General features: G+C 61.1%; 13 protein-coding genes and 3 tRNA genes. All 16 read right to left on the bottom strand.

Translation table 11 applies throughout. The features are described 5' to 3' along the window. Nucleotides 1-5: 5 nt before the first annotated feature. Nucleotides 6-668 (bottom strand): type II secretion system protein PulP, encoded by a 663-nt coding sequence (locus JFN90_RS11085; RefSeq protein ID WP_199395178.1) that lies wholly within the window; start codon nt 666-668, stop codon nt 6-8. Further along, nucleotides 665-1,219 (bottom strand): type 4a pilus biogenesis protein PilO, encoded by a 555-nt coding sequence (gene pilO, locus JFN90_RS11080; protein ID WP_199395177.1) that lies wholly within the window; start codon nt 1,217-1,219, stop codon nt 665-667. Before pilO ends, JFN90_RS11085 begins: the two co-directional genes overlap by 4 nt. Further along, nucleotides 1,216-1,755: a PilN domain-containing protein gene (locus JFN90_RS11075; RefSeq protein WP_199395176.1), complete on the bottom strand. Its 540-nt coding sequence runs from the start codon at nt 1,753-1,755 to the stop codon at nt 1,216-1,218. Before JFN90_RS11075 ends, pilO begins: the two co-directional genes overlap by 4 nt. A 1-nt stretch (nt 1,756) precedes the next feature. After that, nucleotides 1,757-2,665, bottom strand: coding sequence for a type IV pilus biogenesis protein PilM (gene pilM / locus JFN90_RS11070; protein ID WP_236018952.1), 909 nt, complete (start codon nt 2,663-2,665; stop codon nt 1,757-1,759). 15 nt (nt 2,666-2,680) lie between these two features. Continuing rightward, nucleotides 2,681-4,402, bottom strand: a complete 1,722-nt coding sequence (locus JFN90_RS11065; RefSeq protein WP_199395174.1) for a GspE/PulE family protein — start codon at nt 4,400-4,402, stop codon at nt 2,681-2,683. A 7-nt stretch (nt 4,403-4,409) separates the two neighbouring features. Further along, nucleotides 4,410-5,615 (bottom strand): type II secretion system F family protein, encoded by a 1,206-nt coding sequence (locus JFN90_RS11060; protein WP_199395173.1) that lies wholly within the window; start codon nt 5,613-5,615, stop codon nt 4,410-4,412. Between the two features lie 72 nt (nt 5,616-5,687). Next, on the bottom strand, nt 5,688-5,873 hold the full coding sequence (locus tag JFN90_RS11055) for a hypothetical protein (RefSeq protein WP_199395172.1): 186 nt from the start codon (nt 5,871-5,873) through the stop codon (nt 5,688-5,690). Further along, a complete protein-coding gene (locus JFN90_RS11050) occupies nt 5,873-6,613 on the bottom strand; it encodes a polyprenol monophosphomannose synthase (protein ID WP_215906766.1) in 741 nt (246 codons plus the stop codon). The genes JFN90_RS11055 and JFN90_RS11050 overlap by 1 nt, the downstream gene beginning before the upstream one ends. 229 nt (nt 6,614-6,842) lie before the next feature. Beyond that, nucleotides 6,843-6,919 (bottom strand) — tRNA-Asp (locus tag JFN90_RS11045). A 103-nt stretch (nt 6,920-7,022) separates the two neighbouring features. After that, a tRNA-Val gene (locus JFN90_RS11040) sits at nt 7,023-7,098 on the bottom strand. A gap of 13 nt (nt 7,099-7,111) precedes the next feature. Next, nucleotides 7,112-7,188: transfer RNA gene (locus tag JFN90_RS11035), tRNA-Asp, on the bottom strand. A gap of 32 nt (nt 7,189-7,220) precedes the next feature. After that, nucleotides 7,221-7,496 carry an HU family DNA-binding protein gene (locus JFN90_RS11030; protein ID WP_199395171.1) on the bottom strand — a complete coding sequence of 92 codons (276 nt, stop codon included), beginning with the start codon at nt 7,494-7,496 and terminating at the stop codon, nt 7,221-7,223. A gap of 88 nt (nt 7,497-7,584) precedes the next feature. Further along, nucleotides 7,585-10,005: an endopeptidase La gene (gene lon / locus JFN90_RS11025; RefSeq protein ID WP_199395170.1), complete on the bottom strand. Its 2,421-nt coding sequence runs from the start codon at nt 10,003-10,005 to the stop codon at nt 7,585-7,587. Between the two features lie 9 nt (nt 10,006-10,014). Then, nucleotides 10,015-11,268, bottom strand: a complete 1,254-nt coding sequence (gene clpX / locus JFN90_RS11020) for an ATP-dependent Clp protease ATP-binding subunit ClpX (protein ID WP_199395169.1) — start codon at nt 11,266-11,268, stop codon at nt 10,015-10,017. Beyond that, nucleotides 11,265-11,864: an ATP-dependent Clp endopeptidase proteolytic subunit ClpP gene (gene clpP / locus JFN90_RS11015; RefSeq protein ID WP_199395168.1), complete on the bottom strand. Its 600-nt coding sequence runs from the start codon at nt 11,862-11,864 to the stop codon at nt 11,265-11,267. The genes clpX and clpP overlap by 4 nt, the downstream gene beginning before the upstream one ends. An 8-nt stretch (nt 11,865-11,872) precedes the next feature. Then, on the bottom strand, nt 11,873-13,180 hold the full coding sequence (gene tig / locus JFN90_RS11010; RefSeq protein ID WP_199395167.1) for a trigger factor: 1,308 nt from the start codon (nt 13,178-13,180) through the stop codon (nt 11,873-11,875). Between the last annotated feature and the right edge of the window lie 182 nt (nt 13,181-13,362).

Here is a 13,362-nt window from a genome sequence, read left to right as displayed (position 1 = left end):
GCTCCTTAAGGCCTGGGACTGGTGCTGGGGCGGCGCACGTTGAGCGACCTGTTTTCTACCAGCGGAATCACCAGTTGCCGGTCAGTCTGGATCGACTTGATGGTGATGGCATCATCGGTGACGTTGGACACCTGGAACCTCGGGCCCACCTGGCTTCCCTTCTTGGCCAGGTAGATCTCGCCCCCCTTGGAAAGGAACACGGTCTTCTCCGTCCCCTTCTTTAGGAAGCCGATGAAAACGAACCTGCCCAGCTCGGTCTCGTCCAACTGCTCCTGGGTCGGCGGTGGAGGCGGCGGGGGCACCTGCGGCGGAGCCACCGGCAATGCCTGCGGCATCGGCGGCAGTTTCTTCAACGGCGGCGGGGGCGGCGGGAGCTTGAGGGCCGACAGCTTCGCATCCTCTCTGAAGATGGGGGAGAAGATGTTGCGCCTGAAACCGCTAAACCCCGGCTTCTCCCGCTCCAGCAGCTCGAGATGAACCACCCCGGCAGCAGGCGCTGCCGCTTTCGGGGCGAGATCCGGCTTCTTCCTGAGCACTGTGGCCTTGGCGCCGGGCTGGTTCTTGAGAGCGGATACCTGCTGCTGCCGCGGAGAGCGCACGAAGGCGTAGACAATAGCCCCGACGAGAGCGACGAGCAGCAGGAAAAGCGCTAGTTTCTGGCGATTCATGCCCCCTCCGTCAGGTAAAGCGTAGTCACGACCTTGAGATCCACCTTTTCCTCAGTCGCACTACTGTTGCTCAGGGAGATGCTTTCGATGACCAGCATTTCCTGGTAGCGCGCGAGGTCGCCGAGAAAGCTCTTGATGGCCGCATACTTGCCGGTCACGTTGAAGGATATGCCGTAGGTCACCACGCGGTTCCCTTTTACCTTCTCCTTGCCGGGCTTGTAGGTGATGCCGTTCAGGGCCAGGGAGTTGTGCTTGGCGGTGTCGTAGAGTCGCTCCAACAAGGCGGGGAACTCTTTCTTGGCGACCAGGTGCTTGCGGAACGTTTCGAGGTCGCGCATCCCCTGCTGGTACTTGGTGGCATCGGCCTGGGTCTCTCCGCGGGCAAGGGAATCCCGCTTGGCGAACCACGCCTTTTGAGCCTCTTCCAGTTCCGGCTTTTGGTAGGCGGAGAGATAGATCCCAACCCCCAGGGCGAGCAGCGCCAAGAAAGCGATGAACGCGAAGGACTTGCGCCGAGCGGCGATCATGTCGAGTAGCATCTGGCAGTTCATCGGTTACTGACCTTGCAGGAGATTGTGAAGGCGAAGCCTTTTTGGTCGTTGCCGACCTTGCGATCGGTCTGACTCAACAAGTACACGTCCGAGAAGTTGGGGGATTGTTCCATGGTTTCCAAGAGCGTGCGCAGCTTGCCGAAGGAGAGGGCCATCCCGGACAGTGCCAACGACTGCGGGTCCTGAGCCGAGGGCACCACCGTGGTGAGCGCCACCCCTGCCGGCACCACCAGTTCCAACTTATCCAAAAGGCCGAGCCAGTTGATGGACTTCTGATCGATGATGGTATTGGCAAAGGCGATCTTCGCCTCCAGGGCCTTCATCTGCTCAGCGGGAACGGGAGGAGCACCGGCGGGGCCGCGGCTCGCGGCGGCGCTCTCGTTCTTGATCTTGTTGATCTCGACTTGGTTGTTGGCCACCTCGCGCACCAGGTAAACCAGGAGCAGCGCGAGGACCACGAAGGAGGCGGCCAGCACGGCGTTCAGCTGGGGCAGGTTAACGTAACGCCTGGTGGCCAGGTTGATGGTCAGTTTCATATCACAGGCTCCTCAGCGCGGCGCCCATGGCACCAGCCAGCGCATGCAACGCGGGGCGGTCCAATCCCAAGGCCGGGGCCTGCCGGACCAGACGCTCCAGGTCAAGCAGCACCGGTTCCAGTCCGCTCGCCTCGGCGACCAGGGCACGGAACGACTCGGCATCGCCGGGAGCTGCGGCACAGAAGACCTCACTGACGCTCTGGCCGGGGTTCTGATCGCCGTAGACCAGGAAGGAGCTGTTCACTTCGCGGAACAGGTTCTGCACATCCCCTACCCCCTCCTTGGTGCGGTAAAAGCTCAGCACGCCGCCGTTGAAGATCAGTACCGTCATGGAACCTTGGTAGAAGGTGACGAAAGCGCCGTCTTCGGATAGGTCGAGCCGGGGCTGGAACAGGCGGTACAGGTTGAAGGAGGTAAAGTCGATCAGCTTGGGCTCGAGCCCCGCCGCGACCAGGAGTTCCTCGTATTGCTGCACCACCGGGCGTGAGATGAGCGACACCAAAAGCGACACCGCCCCGTTTTCCTTCTCCTCCAGGGTCTGGTAGTCCAGGTGCACGGCGCTGATGTCGAAGGGGAGGCTCTTCTTGAGCTTCCAGCGGATCACGTCCAATCCCTCGTCGCGGTTCTTGAAGCGCGCCTCCAGGTCGAGGAGCACCACGCGTCCCACGGCATCCGGCAGCGAAACGCTGACGCTGCGCTCCTTGGTCAGAAGGCGCAGGTGCGCCTCCTTGAGCGCGGCGACGAAGGTCTTGCCGTCGGTCACGTTAGGGTCGCGGCGCGACAGGGTCAGAAGTCCCGGCGCGAACGGCACCGTGAGTCCCGCCTCGACCGTGGGGGTCTTGCCGCCACTGGCCAGGGCGAAACTGAACCCGGCGGCGGAGAGCTCCAGCCCAAGACTTTTCCGGGACATTAGCATATCTGGCACCTATTCCACGAAGGTGACACGGTTGATCTCCTTAATCGTCGTCTCGCCGGCCAGCACCTTGGCCACGGCCGATTCCCTGAGGAACATGGTCCCGGCCGCCTTGGCCGCCTTTTTCAGGGCGGCGATGGGGGCTTTGGAGATGATCAGCTCGCGGATCTCGTCGTTGAGATCGAGCAGTTCCACGATGGCGGAACGGCCCCGGTAACCGGTGCCGTTGCAGTCGTCGCAGCCACGCGCCTCGTACAGAGTGAGGCCGCGGGCGCGCTCCGGATCGATCGCCGACTCGCGCAGCTCGTCGTCGGAGACGGTGACCGCCTTCTTGCAGGAGGGGCAGATCTTCCGGACCAGGCGCTGCGCCATGACGCAGTTCAGGCAGGCGACAAAGTTGTACGGGTCGATGCCCATGTGGGTGAAGCGGCCGATCACGTCGAATACGTTGTTGGCGTGTACGGTGGTGAATACCAAGTGACCGGTGAGCGCCGACTGCACAGCGATTTGGGCGGTCTCCGAGTCGCGGATCTCGCCCACCATGATCTTGTCCGGGTCGTGGCGCAACACGGAGCGCAGGCCGCGGGCGAAGGTGAGCCCCTTCTTCTCGTTGACCGGGATCTGCGTGATGCCGGAGAGGACGTACTCCACCGGGTCCTCGATGGTGATGATCTTCTCGAGGCCGGTGTGGATCTCGGTGAGTGCACCGTAGAGCGTGGTGGTCTTGCCGGAACCGGTGGGGCCGGTGACCAGCACCATGCCGTAGGGCTCCTTGATCATCTTGCGGAAGCGCTTGATCTCGTGGGACGCCATGCCGAGCGTCTCCAGGGTGAGTCCACGCAGGTCGCTGGCGATGCTCTCCTTATCGAGGATACGGATGACGGCATCCTCACCGAAGGCGCTGGGCATGATCGAGACGCGGAAGTCGATGGACTTGGCGCCGATCCTGACCTTGAACCTTCCGTCCTGCGGGATGCGCCGCTCGGAGATGTCCAGTTCGCTCATGACCTTGAGCCTGGAGATGAGCGGCCCCTGGAAGTGGTTGTCGATCGGATCGGTGGCCTTGTAGAGCACGCCGTCGATACGGTACTTGATGATGACCCCTTCTTGGGCGGTCTCGATATGGATATCCGAGGCGCGCCGGGTCAGGGCGTCGAGGATGGTGGAGTTGACCAGCTTGATGATGGGGCTGGTGTCGGCGGAGACGTTTTCGACGGAGAGGATTTCCTCCCCCTTGTCGGTCTCGGTCACCAGTTGCAGCATGAAGTCTTCGGAGACTTCCTTCAAGACACGGCTGGTCCCCTCGCCCCGCTTCAGGTGGTGGGCGATCTCCGATTCAGCGGCCACCTTGAAAGTGAGCGGCCGCTCCAGGAGCAGGGACATCTCGTCCAGTTGCAGGACCGCGGTCGGGTCCGCGATGGCCACCACCAATAGGTCCCCCTGCAGTTCCAGGGGCACGAAATGGTAGCGGAACATGACCTCGGGGGGGACGACGTTGAACAGGGACTCGTCCGGGCGCACGCCCTTCAGGTCGACGAATTCCAGGCCGAACTGGAGCGCCAGTGCCTGCCCCAGCGCCACGTCGCTGATGAGCCCATCGGCGATGCAGATGGCGCCCAGGCGCTCCTTGGTGCCCTGCTGCTTGTCGAGAGCGTAGGCCAGCTGATCGTTGGTCAGTTCACCCTGCTCCAGGAGGATGTCACCCAGCCTCTGTCTTTTGAACGGCTTCAGCATGTTCCCTCTAACTGACGGTGCTGGCGATCTTGAAGATCGGCAGGTACATGGTGACGATGATGGTGCCGATGACCACCCCCATGACGATCATGATGGCAGGCTCGATGGCGGTAGTCAGCACTTGCAGATTTCTTTCGATCTCGTCCTCGAAGTAGTCGGAGATATCCCCGAGCATCTCCTCGATGGCACCGGTGGTCTCGCCCACGGAAAGCATGCGCAGCGCCAGCGGCGGCAAGAGCTTCATGTTCTCCAGCGCGGTGGAGAGCTTGCTCCCCTCCTCGACCCGGTGCACGGCCATGAGCAGGCCGCGCTCCAGCACCTTGTTGTTCAGGGTCCCCACCGACATGCGCATCGCCTCGACGATCGGGATGCCGGAACCGAGCACGGTGGCCAGGGTCCGGGTGAAGCCCGCCAGCGCGTAGCGAATGACCACCGCTCCGACAAAGGGGGTCTTGATCTTCATGTTGTCCACGGTGTAGCGTCCCGACTCCGTCTCCTTCCAGCGCCTGAAAATGGTCACGGCCCCGAAGATGAGCCCCACGAAGACAAGCAGGTAGTGCCTCAGGAATCCGGTGAAGTTGATCAGCATCTGGGTCGGCACCGGCAACGCGTTACCTGAATCCCCGTAGATCGTGCTGAAGGTCGGTACCACGTAGATCAGGAGCACCGTGATGGCCACGAATGCCACGGCCACCAGGATGGCCGGGTAGAACATGGCGCCGATGATCTTGCCGCGGAACCCCTCGCTCCTCTTCAAAAAGGCGATGTAGCGCCGGATGGTCTGCGGCAGGTCGCCGGTGCGCTCGCCGGCGCGGATCGAGGCTATGTAGAGCGCCGGGAAAATCCTCGGGTACTTTTCGATCGCCGTCGACAGCGCGAGCCCCCCCTTGATATCCTCCCGCACCGCGTTCAGTATCTCGTACAGTTTCCCGGTTCCTGACTCTAGAATCGTGTCGAGAGCCTGGATAATGGGAAGCCCCGCCTTCAAGAGCACCAGCAGTTCCTGGTTGAAGAGCAGTAGTTCCTTGCTCCCGACCTTCTTGCGGCCGACACCCGTGTCCAGCAGGAACTGAAACGGTTTCTTGCGAACCTCGAATACCACATACCCCTGTTCCTCCAGACTCTGACGCAGCAAAGCCTCACTGACAGAATCGAGTTCCTTGGTGAGGATTCGGCCGTCGGAAGAACCAATTTTACAGGTATAAACGGGCATAAGATATTATGAGTACCACAAATATGAGAGAATTAAAACAGTAAACGGGAACTGGTTCTGTCTACAGCAGCGTCAGGCCTGCATCATGCCCACGATCCAGACAACGAAGAAGAGAAGCACGCCCGCTCCCCACCTGAGGGCCGCCTTCCCCTGAAAAGAATCACGGGCCGGAAAGGCACGCAGTATGAAGAAAATGGTGCACGTGACGAAGCCCCAGAGACCGGCCACGCAGATAATCGACCACAGCGTCGAGGGCATCATCCCCTCCCTTTGGGGAGCACCGCGCCCAGCAGCGACCCCAGTTTGAGTTTCCAGACCATGAGCACCGCCTCGCGCACGATCTTCTTGGACATCTTGGAGGTGCCGGCATGGCGGTCTATGAAAATGATGGGGACTTCGCTGATGCGAAACCCCTTCTCCTTGCAGCGGTAGTTCATCTCGATCTGGAACGAGTAGCCGTCCGAGCGGATGCTGGAGAGGTCGATCGCCCTGAGGGCCTCGGCGCGGAAGCACTTGAAGCCGCTGGTGCAATCGGAGATGGTGAGACCGGTGATGACCCTGGTATAGACGCTGGCGAAGTAGCTCAGCATGAGCCGGCGCAGCGGCCAGTTTACCACGCTCACCCCGTTCAGGTAACGCGACCCGATCACCAGGTCGGAGTTGCGGGTCTCCTCGAAGAAGTACGGGATCATGGCCGGATCGTGGGAGAAATCGGCGTCCATCTGCACCACGAGGTCGGCGCCCATCTCCAGCGCCTTGGCAAACCCCTCACGGTAGGCGGAGCCCAATCCCAGTTTGCCGCTGCGGTGCAGCACGGAAACGCGTCCCGTCTCCGCCGCCAGGCTCTCTGCGAGATCGCCGGTGCCGTCAGGTGAATTGTCGTCAACCACCAAGAGCTCCAGGGCGGGGTTCAGGTTGAGTACCTGCCTAACCAGTTTTTCCAGGTTGTCTCTTTCGTTATAAGTGGGGATCACCACGATAGGCTTGATGGGTTTCAAGGGAGGCTCACTTTCCGTTTCACGTTGACGGCTAAAACCGCAAAATCATATGTGCTTGGGGAGCTGAAGTCCGCAGACCAGGATCTGGCAGAGGATAAACGATTTTGATCAGGCAAGTCAAGCTAAAGGGCTTGCAGCAAAGGCGGCAGGGAAGCAGCCGTGCGCGTGGCGGAAGAGCCCGGAACGAAAAAAGGAAAGGCCGCCTGAGACAGGCGGCCTTTCCTTTTGATGGCGGGGTTGACGGGGCTCGAACCCGCGACTTCCAGCGTGACAGGCTGGCACTCTAACCAACTGAGCTACAACCCCAACTCTCGAAAACTGTTGAGAATCGGTTCTACGTTCTGCGTTCTATGTTGAAACCAAGAACTAACACGTAGAACTTGGAACCTAGAACGTAGAACTTGTTTTGTGGTGGGTGAAGAGGGGATCGAACCCCCGACATCCAGCTTGTAAGGCTGGCGCTCTCCCAGCTGAGCTATTCACCCATTAGATTTTATATGGCGGGGTTGACGGGGCTCGAACCCGCGACTTCCAGCGTGACAGGCTGGCACTCTAACCAACTGAGCTACAACCCCGCATCTACTACATCCCGGAGAACCGGGATTTGTTAAGCGTTGATCAGTTCCTTCAGGGTGTTGCCCGGCTTGAATTTCGGAGCGGTGGAAGCCGCGATCTCGATCTTCTTACCGGTCTGCGGGTTCTGACCGGTGCGGGCGGCGCGCTCGGCGACGCTGAAGGTGCCAAAGCCAACCAGAGTGACTTTGTCGCCGGCGGCGAGACAGTTGGTCAGTGCATCAAGAATCCCAGTGAGAGCCTTGTCAGCATCAACCTTGGTCAACTGTGCTTCGTCGGCAATAGCGCTTACCAGTTCTGCCTTGTTCATTAGCTCCTCCTAGGTATGCATCGCAAAAGTGAAGACACTATATACCAGAGCATCGTTCGAGGTGTCAACCTTTTTTCTAATTTTTTTTCTAGTGCGGTACCACCGCGCTGTCACCTGCCGCTTGAGCTGCGTCCGCATACAGAGCGGCTGCAGGGAGACCTACCGGTGCCAACAGCGCGTGGCCGAGCACCTCATCCATGTGGGCCACCGGGTATACGGTGAGCCCCGCCAGGATTTCCTTGGGCACTTCCGCCAGGTCCTTCTCGTTTTCCTTGGGGATCAAGACGGTGCGGATGCCGCCCCGCCCTGCCGCGAGGAGCTTCTCCTTAAGGCCGCCGATGGGAAGCACGGTGCCGCGCAGGGTCACCTCGCCGGTCATGGCGATGTCGCGCCGCACAGGCCTCTTGGTCAGCGCCGAGGTGAGCGCGCAGGCCATGGCGATACCGGCCGAGGGGCCGTCCTTGGGAATCGCCCCTTCCGGGACATGGATGTGGATGTCGAGATGCTGGTAGAAGTCCTTGGCAAAGCCCAGGAGTTCCCCGCGCGAGCGGACGTAGGTCATGGCCGCCTGGGCCGACTCCTGCATCACCTCGCCCAGCTTGCCGGTCACGGTCAGCTTCCCTTTGCCCGGCAGCGAGACCACCTCGATGTTCAGGAGCTCACCCCCCACCTCGGTCCAGGCCAGCCCGGTAACCAGGCCGATAGCATCCTCCTGGCCGATCTCCCCGTACTTATAGCGGGTAGGTCCCAGATAGCCGGCGAGCTGCTTGGGCTGCACGGTACGGCGCAGCCTGCCTCCCTCTGCCAGAACGAAGGCGATCTTGCGGCAAATCGAACCGATTTCGCGCTCCAGGTTCCTCACCCCCGCCTCGCGGGTGTAACGGCGCACCAGCTCCAGAAGCGCCGCGTCGGTGAAGCTGATCCCCTTATCGGCAAGCCCGTTGGCTTCGGCCTGCTTAGGGATCAGGTACTGGCGGGCGATGGCGAGCTTCTCGTGCTCGGTGTAGCCGTCCAGCCGTACCACCTCCATGCGGTCCAGAAGCGGCCGCGGGATGGAATGGCTGGAGTTCGCCGTGGTGATGAACATCACCTTGGAGAGGTCGTAGTCAAGGTCGAGGAAGTGGTCGTTGAAGCTCGCGTTCTGCTCCGGGTCGAGCACCTCGAGAAGGGCCGAGGCGGGGTCGCCGCGGAAGTCGGAACTCATCTTGTCGATTTCGTCCAGGAGGAACACGGGATTGGACGAGCCGCACTTCTTGAGCGACTGGACGATGCGCCCCGGCATGGCCCCCACGTAGGTGCGCCGGTGCCCGCGGATCTCGGCCTCATCGCGCACCCCGCCCAGCGAGATCTTGACGAAGTCGCGGCCGGTGGCCTTGGCGACCGAGCGCGCCAGCGATGTCTTGCCGACGCCGGGAGGGCCCACCAGGCAGAGGATCGGCCCCTTCATCCCCGGGGCCAAGGCACTCACTGCCAGAAACTCGAGGATTCTCTGCTTCACCTTCTCCAGGCCGTAGTGGTCGCCGTCCAGGCGGGCGCGCGCCTCGCGGATGTCCCGGTTCTCTTTGGCGTAGGCGCCCCAGGGGAGCGCGAGCAGCCAGTCCACGTAGTTGCGCACCACGGCCGCCTCGGCGGACATGGGGGACATGAATTTCAGCTTCTTGATCTCGGCCTGCACCTTCTGCTTGGCCTCGGCCGAGAGCGGCAGCTTGGCGGCCTTCGCCTCCAGACTCCTCAACTCCTGTTTGAACTCGTCCTTGCCCCCCAACTCCTTCTGGATGGCGCGGATCTGCTCGTTCAGGTAGTAATCCTTCTGGGTCTTCTCCATCTGCTTCTTGACCCGGGCGTGGATCTTCTTCTCGATCTGCAGGATCTCGATCTCGGCGCCCATGAGCGACAAAAGGCGTTCCATGCGCCGCGCCGGCTGCACCGCGGCCAAAAGTTCCTGCTTCTGGGCCACCTTCAGGTTCAGGTGCGGAGCGATGGTGTCGGCCAGGCGCGAGGGGTCGGCGATCGCCTGCACCGACTGCAGGATCTCGGCCGGCACCGAACTGTTCAGCTCCACGTAGCTCTCGAAGGAGGCGAGCACACCTCGCTTCAGGGCCTCGACCTCGGTCTGGTTGCTGCTCTTCTCGGTGAGGGTCTCCACCTCGACCTCGAAGTAATCGGTCCGGTCGCTGAAGGAGACGATGGAGCCGCGCCTTTTCCCCTCCACCAGCACCTTGACGGTGCCGTCGGGGAGTTTCAGGAGCTGGATCACCTGGCACAGCGTCCCCACCGTGTAGATGTCCGCCGGCTCGGGGTCCTCGGTCTTGGCGTTTTTCTGGGTGGCAAGCAGGATCAGCTTGTCGTTCTGGGCCATGGCGGCCTCGAGGGCGAGCACCGACTTCTCACGCCCCACGAACAGAGGTATCACCATGTGGGGGAAGATCACGATGTCCCGTAAAGGAAAGAGAGGGAACCTTTCCGGATTCCCTCTCTTCTTGCGTCTGCTGCTGGTTTGTTCAGTCATATGTCCCTGTTAGGCGCTTTCCGCCACGTTCTCATAGACGATGATCGGTTTTTCCTTGCTGTAGATCACCTCTTCGCTGATCACCACCTCTTTGACCATGCTCTGGGACGGGATCTCGTACATGATGTCGAGCATCGCGTTTTCCAGGATGGAACGCAGGCCGCGGGCGCCGGTCTTTCTCTTCAGCGCTTCGCGGGCAATGGCGATCAGGGAGCCGTCGGTGAACTTGAGCTTCACGTGCTCCATCTCGAACAGCTTCTGGTACTGCTTGATCAGCGCGTTCTTGGGCTCCTTGAGGATCTGCACCATGGCCTCCTCGTCCAGCTCGGACAGCGAGGCGAGCATGGGGAGACGCCCGACGAACTCGGGGATGAACCCGAACTTCAACAGGTCCTCGGGGGTTACCCCGGCCAGCAGTTCGCCGGCCTTCTTCTCGACCTTCTTCTTGACGTCGGCACCGAAGCCCAAGGTCTTCACGCCGATCCGCTGCTGGATGATGTTGTCCAGCCCCGGGAAGGCGCCGCCGCAGATGAAGAGGATGTTGGTGGTGTCGACCTTCAGGAACTCCTGCTGCGGGTGCTTGCGACCACCCTTGGGAGGCACGCTGGCGATGGTCCCCTCGATGATCTTCAGAAGTGCCTGCTGCACCCCTTCTCCGGAAACGTCCCGGGTGATGGAGGGGGAATCGGACTTCCTGGCGATCTTGTCGATCTCGTCGATGTAGATGATCCCCTTCTGCGCCTTCTCCACGTCGTAGTCCGCGGCCTGCAGGAGGGTCAGGATGATGTTCTCGACGTCTTCGCCGACGTAGCCCGCCTCGGTGAGGTTGGTGGCGTCCGCCATGGCGAAGGGGACCTTGAGGATGCGGGCCAGGGTCTGGGCCAGGAGCGTCTTGCCCGAGCCGGTGGGCCCCAGCAGCAGGATGTTGCTCTTCTGCATCTCCACGTCGCCGGGCTTTGCGGGTGCCTCGACGCGCTTGTAGTGGTTGTACACCGCGACGGCCAGAACCTTCTTGGCGCGGGACTGCCCGATGACGTACTCGTCAAGGACCTCTTTGATCTCCTGCGGCTTGGGGAGCTTGCGGACGTCCGGGCCGGAGGTGTCCTCGAGCTTGGACTCCTCCGCGATGATGTCGTTGCAAAGTTCGATGCACTCGTCGCAGATGTAGACCGTAGGCCCCGCAATAAGCTTCTTCACCTCTTCCTGGCTCTTCCCGCAAAAGGAACAGATCAGCGTATCGGAACGGTCATCTCTTCTGCTCAATTGGCACCTCCGGTGACAACGTTTCTAGTCACAATGGCATCTATAATACCATATGTCCTTGCCTCTTCGCCCGACATAAAGTAGTCGCGCTCAGTGTCGGCGGAGACTTTTTCAAAGCTCTGGCCGGTATGCTCGGCCAAGAGTTCATTCAGCTGGTCCTTCATGCGCAGGATCTCCTTGGCGTGGATATGAATATCCGTCGCCTGCCCCTGGAACCCTCCCAGCGGCTGGTGGATCATGATGCGCGAGTTAGCCAAGGAGAAACGCTTTCCCTTCTCCCCGCCCGACAGCAGGAAGGCGCCCATGGAGGCCGCCTGCCCGATGCAGATGGTCGACACCGGCGCCTTGATGTAGCGCATGGTGTCGTAGATCGCCATCCCGGCGGTGACCACACCGCCGGGGGAGTTGATATAGAGATGGATATCCTTGTCGGGATCCTCGGCCTCCAGGAAGAGGAGCTGCGCGATCACCAGGTTGGCGACGTTGTCGTCGATGCCGCCCCCCAGGAAGATGATCCTGTCCTTCAAAAGGCGCGAGTAGATGTCGTACGACCTCTCGCCCCGGCCAGTCTGCTCCACTACTATCGGTACCAGCATGGAATCTCCTATTTGCTTTCCGCCTTGGGAACCTCGGTCACCTTGGCGCGCTCGGTGATGAACTGCACCGCCTTGTCTTCCCTCATCTGGGCCATCAGGCTATCCTTGGCCCGCTCATTGGTCGTGTACAGCTGGGTCACCTTCTCCAGCGGCTGGCCGGTCTGGGCTGAGATCTGGCCGAGCTGCGCCTGGAACTCCTCCTCGGTCACCTCGATGGACTCCTTCTCGGCCACGGCGTCGACGATCACGGAACCCTTGACTTGGTCGCGGGCGGCATCACGGAACTGAGCCTTGTAGCTGTCGTCGGTCATCCCCATCATCTCAAGGGACATCCTCTGGGAGGAGAGGCGCTGCTTGGTGTTCTCCAGCATCATGGTGACCTGGCGATCGACCAGGGTCTCGGGGACCTCGACCGGGTTCTTCTCGATCAGCGCCTTGAAGACGTTCTCACGCAGGTCATGGTTGATGCGCGACTCTTCCTGGGTCTGGTTGATCTCGGCCAGTTTCGCCTTCAACAGGTCGAGGGTCTCGAACTCCTCGCCGAACTCCTTGGCGAAGTCGTCGTTCAGCTCGGGAAGCTCCTTGATCTTGATCTCCTTGACGGTGATCTCGAAGTCGGCGGGCTTGCCGGCCAGTTCCGCGGAACCATAGCTCTCCGGGAAGGTGACCTTGATGGTGCTGTTGGCGCCCACAGTCAGGCCGACCATCTGGTCCTCGAAGCCCGGGATGAAGCGGCCGGAGCCGAGTTCGAGCTGGAAGTCCTCAGCGGCACCCCCCTCGAAGGGAACGCCGTCGATGGAACCGGTGAAGTCGAAAGTGACGAAATCGCCCAGTGCCGCGGCGTGCCCTTCCGGAGCGGGTCCCAGCTGCGCCATGCGCTCCTGCATCTCCTTGAGGCGGGCGTCGACCGCGGCCGGGTCGAGCACCAGCTGCTCCTTCTGCACCTCGAGGCCGAGGTATTCCTTCAGTTCGACTTCGGGGAAGACCTCGATGGTCGCGGAATACTTGAACGGCTCGCCCTTTTTAAGCAGCTCGCTCTCGATGACCGGGTAGGATACCGGGTTGAGGCCCTGCTCGGTGACAGCCTGGAAGTAGGTATCGTTCACGAGGCTCTTGACCACGTCCTCGGCCATCTTCTCGCCGTAGTGTTTCTCGATCAGTCCCATGGGGACCTTGCCCTTGCGGAACCCTTTTATGGCGGCATGCTTCCTTATTTCGGCATACGCCTTGTCAACTTCAGCAGAAACTTTGTCCGCCGGAATTTCGAAGTTCAACTTCTTCTTGATGCTGTTGACCGATTCAACACTAATCTGCATGGAAAGTCCTCTCTTTGTTCACTTTATATGGCAGGCTCTCTGCCGTAATGCCTCGTGCAAGAATGTCTGGGCGGGGGTTGTGGTGACGGGTCTGTCGGGGCATCCGCTAGAAAAGCTGCCTCCCGGGAAGGGCTATGGCACCGGCGCTGTTCGCTCAGGGCGCGCGACAAGAGGGTAAAGTA

Source organism: Geomonas propionica, from assembly GCF_016458235.1.
Classification (GTDB): Bacteria; Desulfobacterota; Desulfuromonadia; order Geobacterales; family Geobacteraceae; genus Geomonas; species Geomonas propionica.
The sequence above is the reverse complement of the archived record's forward strand: the minus strand, read 5'-3'. Positions and strand labels throughout refer to the sequence as shown.

Coding starts and splice junctions, on each gene's coding strand:
- lon (WP_199395170.1), bottom strand. CDS start 10,005: ATGACTGAACAAACCAGCAGCAGACGCAAGAAGAGAGGGAATCCGGAA.
- pilO (WP_199395177.1), bottom strand. CDS start 1,219: ATGAACTGCCAGATGCTACTCGACATGATCGCCGCTCGGCGCAAGTCC.
- JFN90_RS11030 (WP_199395171.1), bottom strand. CDS start 7,496: ATGAACAAGGCAGAACTGGTAAGCGCTATTGCCGACGAAGCACAGTTG.
- JFN90_RS11055 (WP_199395172.1), bottom strand. CDS start 5,873: ATGCCCTCGACGCTGTGGTCGATTATCTGCGTGGCCGGTCTCTGGGGC.
- tig (WP_199395167.1), bottom strand. CDS start 13,180: ATGCAGATTAGTGTTGAATCGGTCAACAGCATCAAGAAGAAGTTGAAC.
- clpP (WP_199395168.1), bottom strand. CDS start 11,864: ATGCTGGTACCGATAGTAGTGGAGCAGACTGGCCGGGGCGAGAGGTCG.
- JFN90_RS11085 (WP_199395178.1), bottom strand. CDS start 668: ATGAATCGCCAGAAACTAGCGCTTTTCCTGCTGCTCGTCGCTCTCGTC.
- JFN90_RS11060 (WP_199395173.1), bottom strand. CDS start 5,615: ATGCCCGTTTATACCTGTAAAATTGGTTCTTCCGACGGCCGAATCCTC.
- JFN90_RS11065 (WP_199395174.1), bottom strand. CDS start 4,402: ATGCTGAAGCCGTTCAAAAGACAGAGGCTGGGTGACATCCTCCTGGAG.
- pilM (WP_236018952.1), bottom strand. CDS start 2,665: ATGTCCCGGAAAAGTCTTGGGCTGGAGCTCTCCGCCGCCGGGTTCAGT.
- JFN90_RS11075 (WP_199395176.1), bottom strand. CDS start 1,755: ATGAAACTGACCATCAACCTGGCCACCAGGCGTTACGTTAACCTGCCC.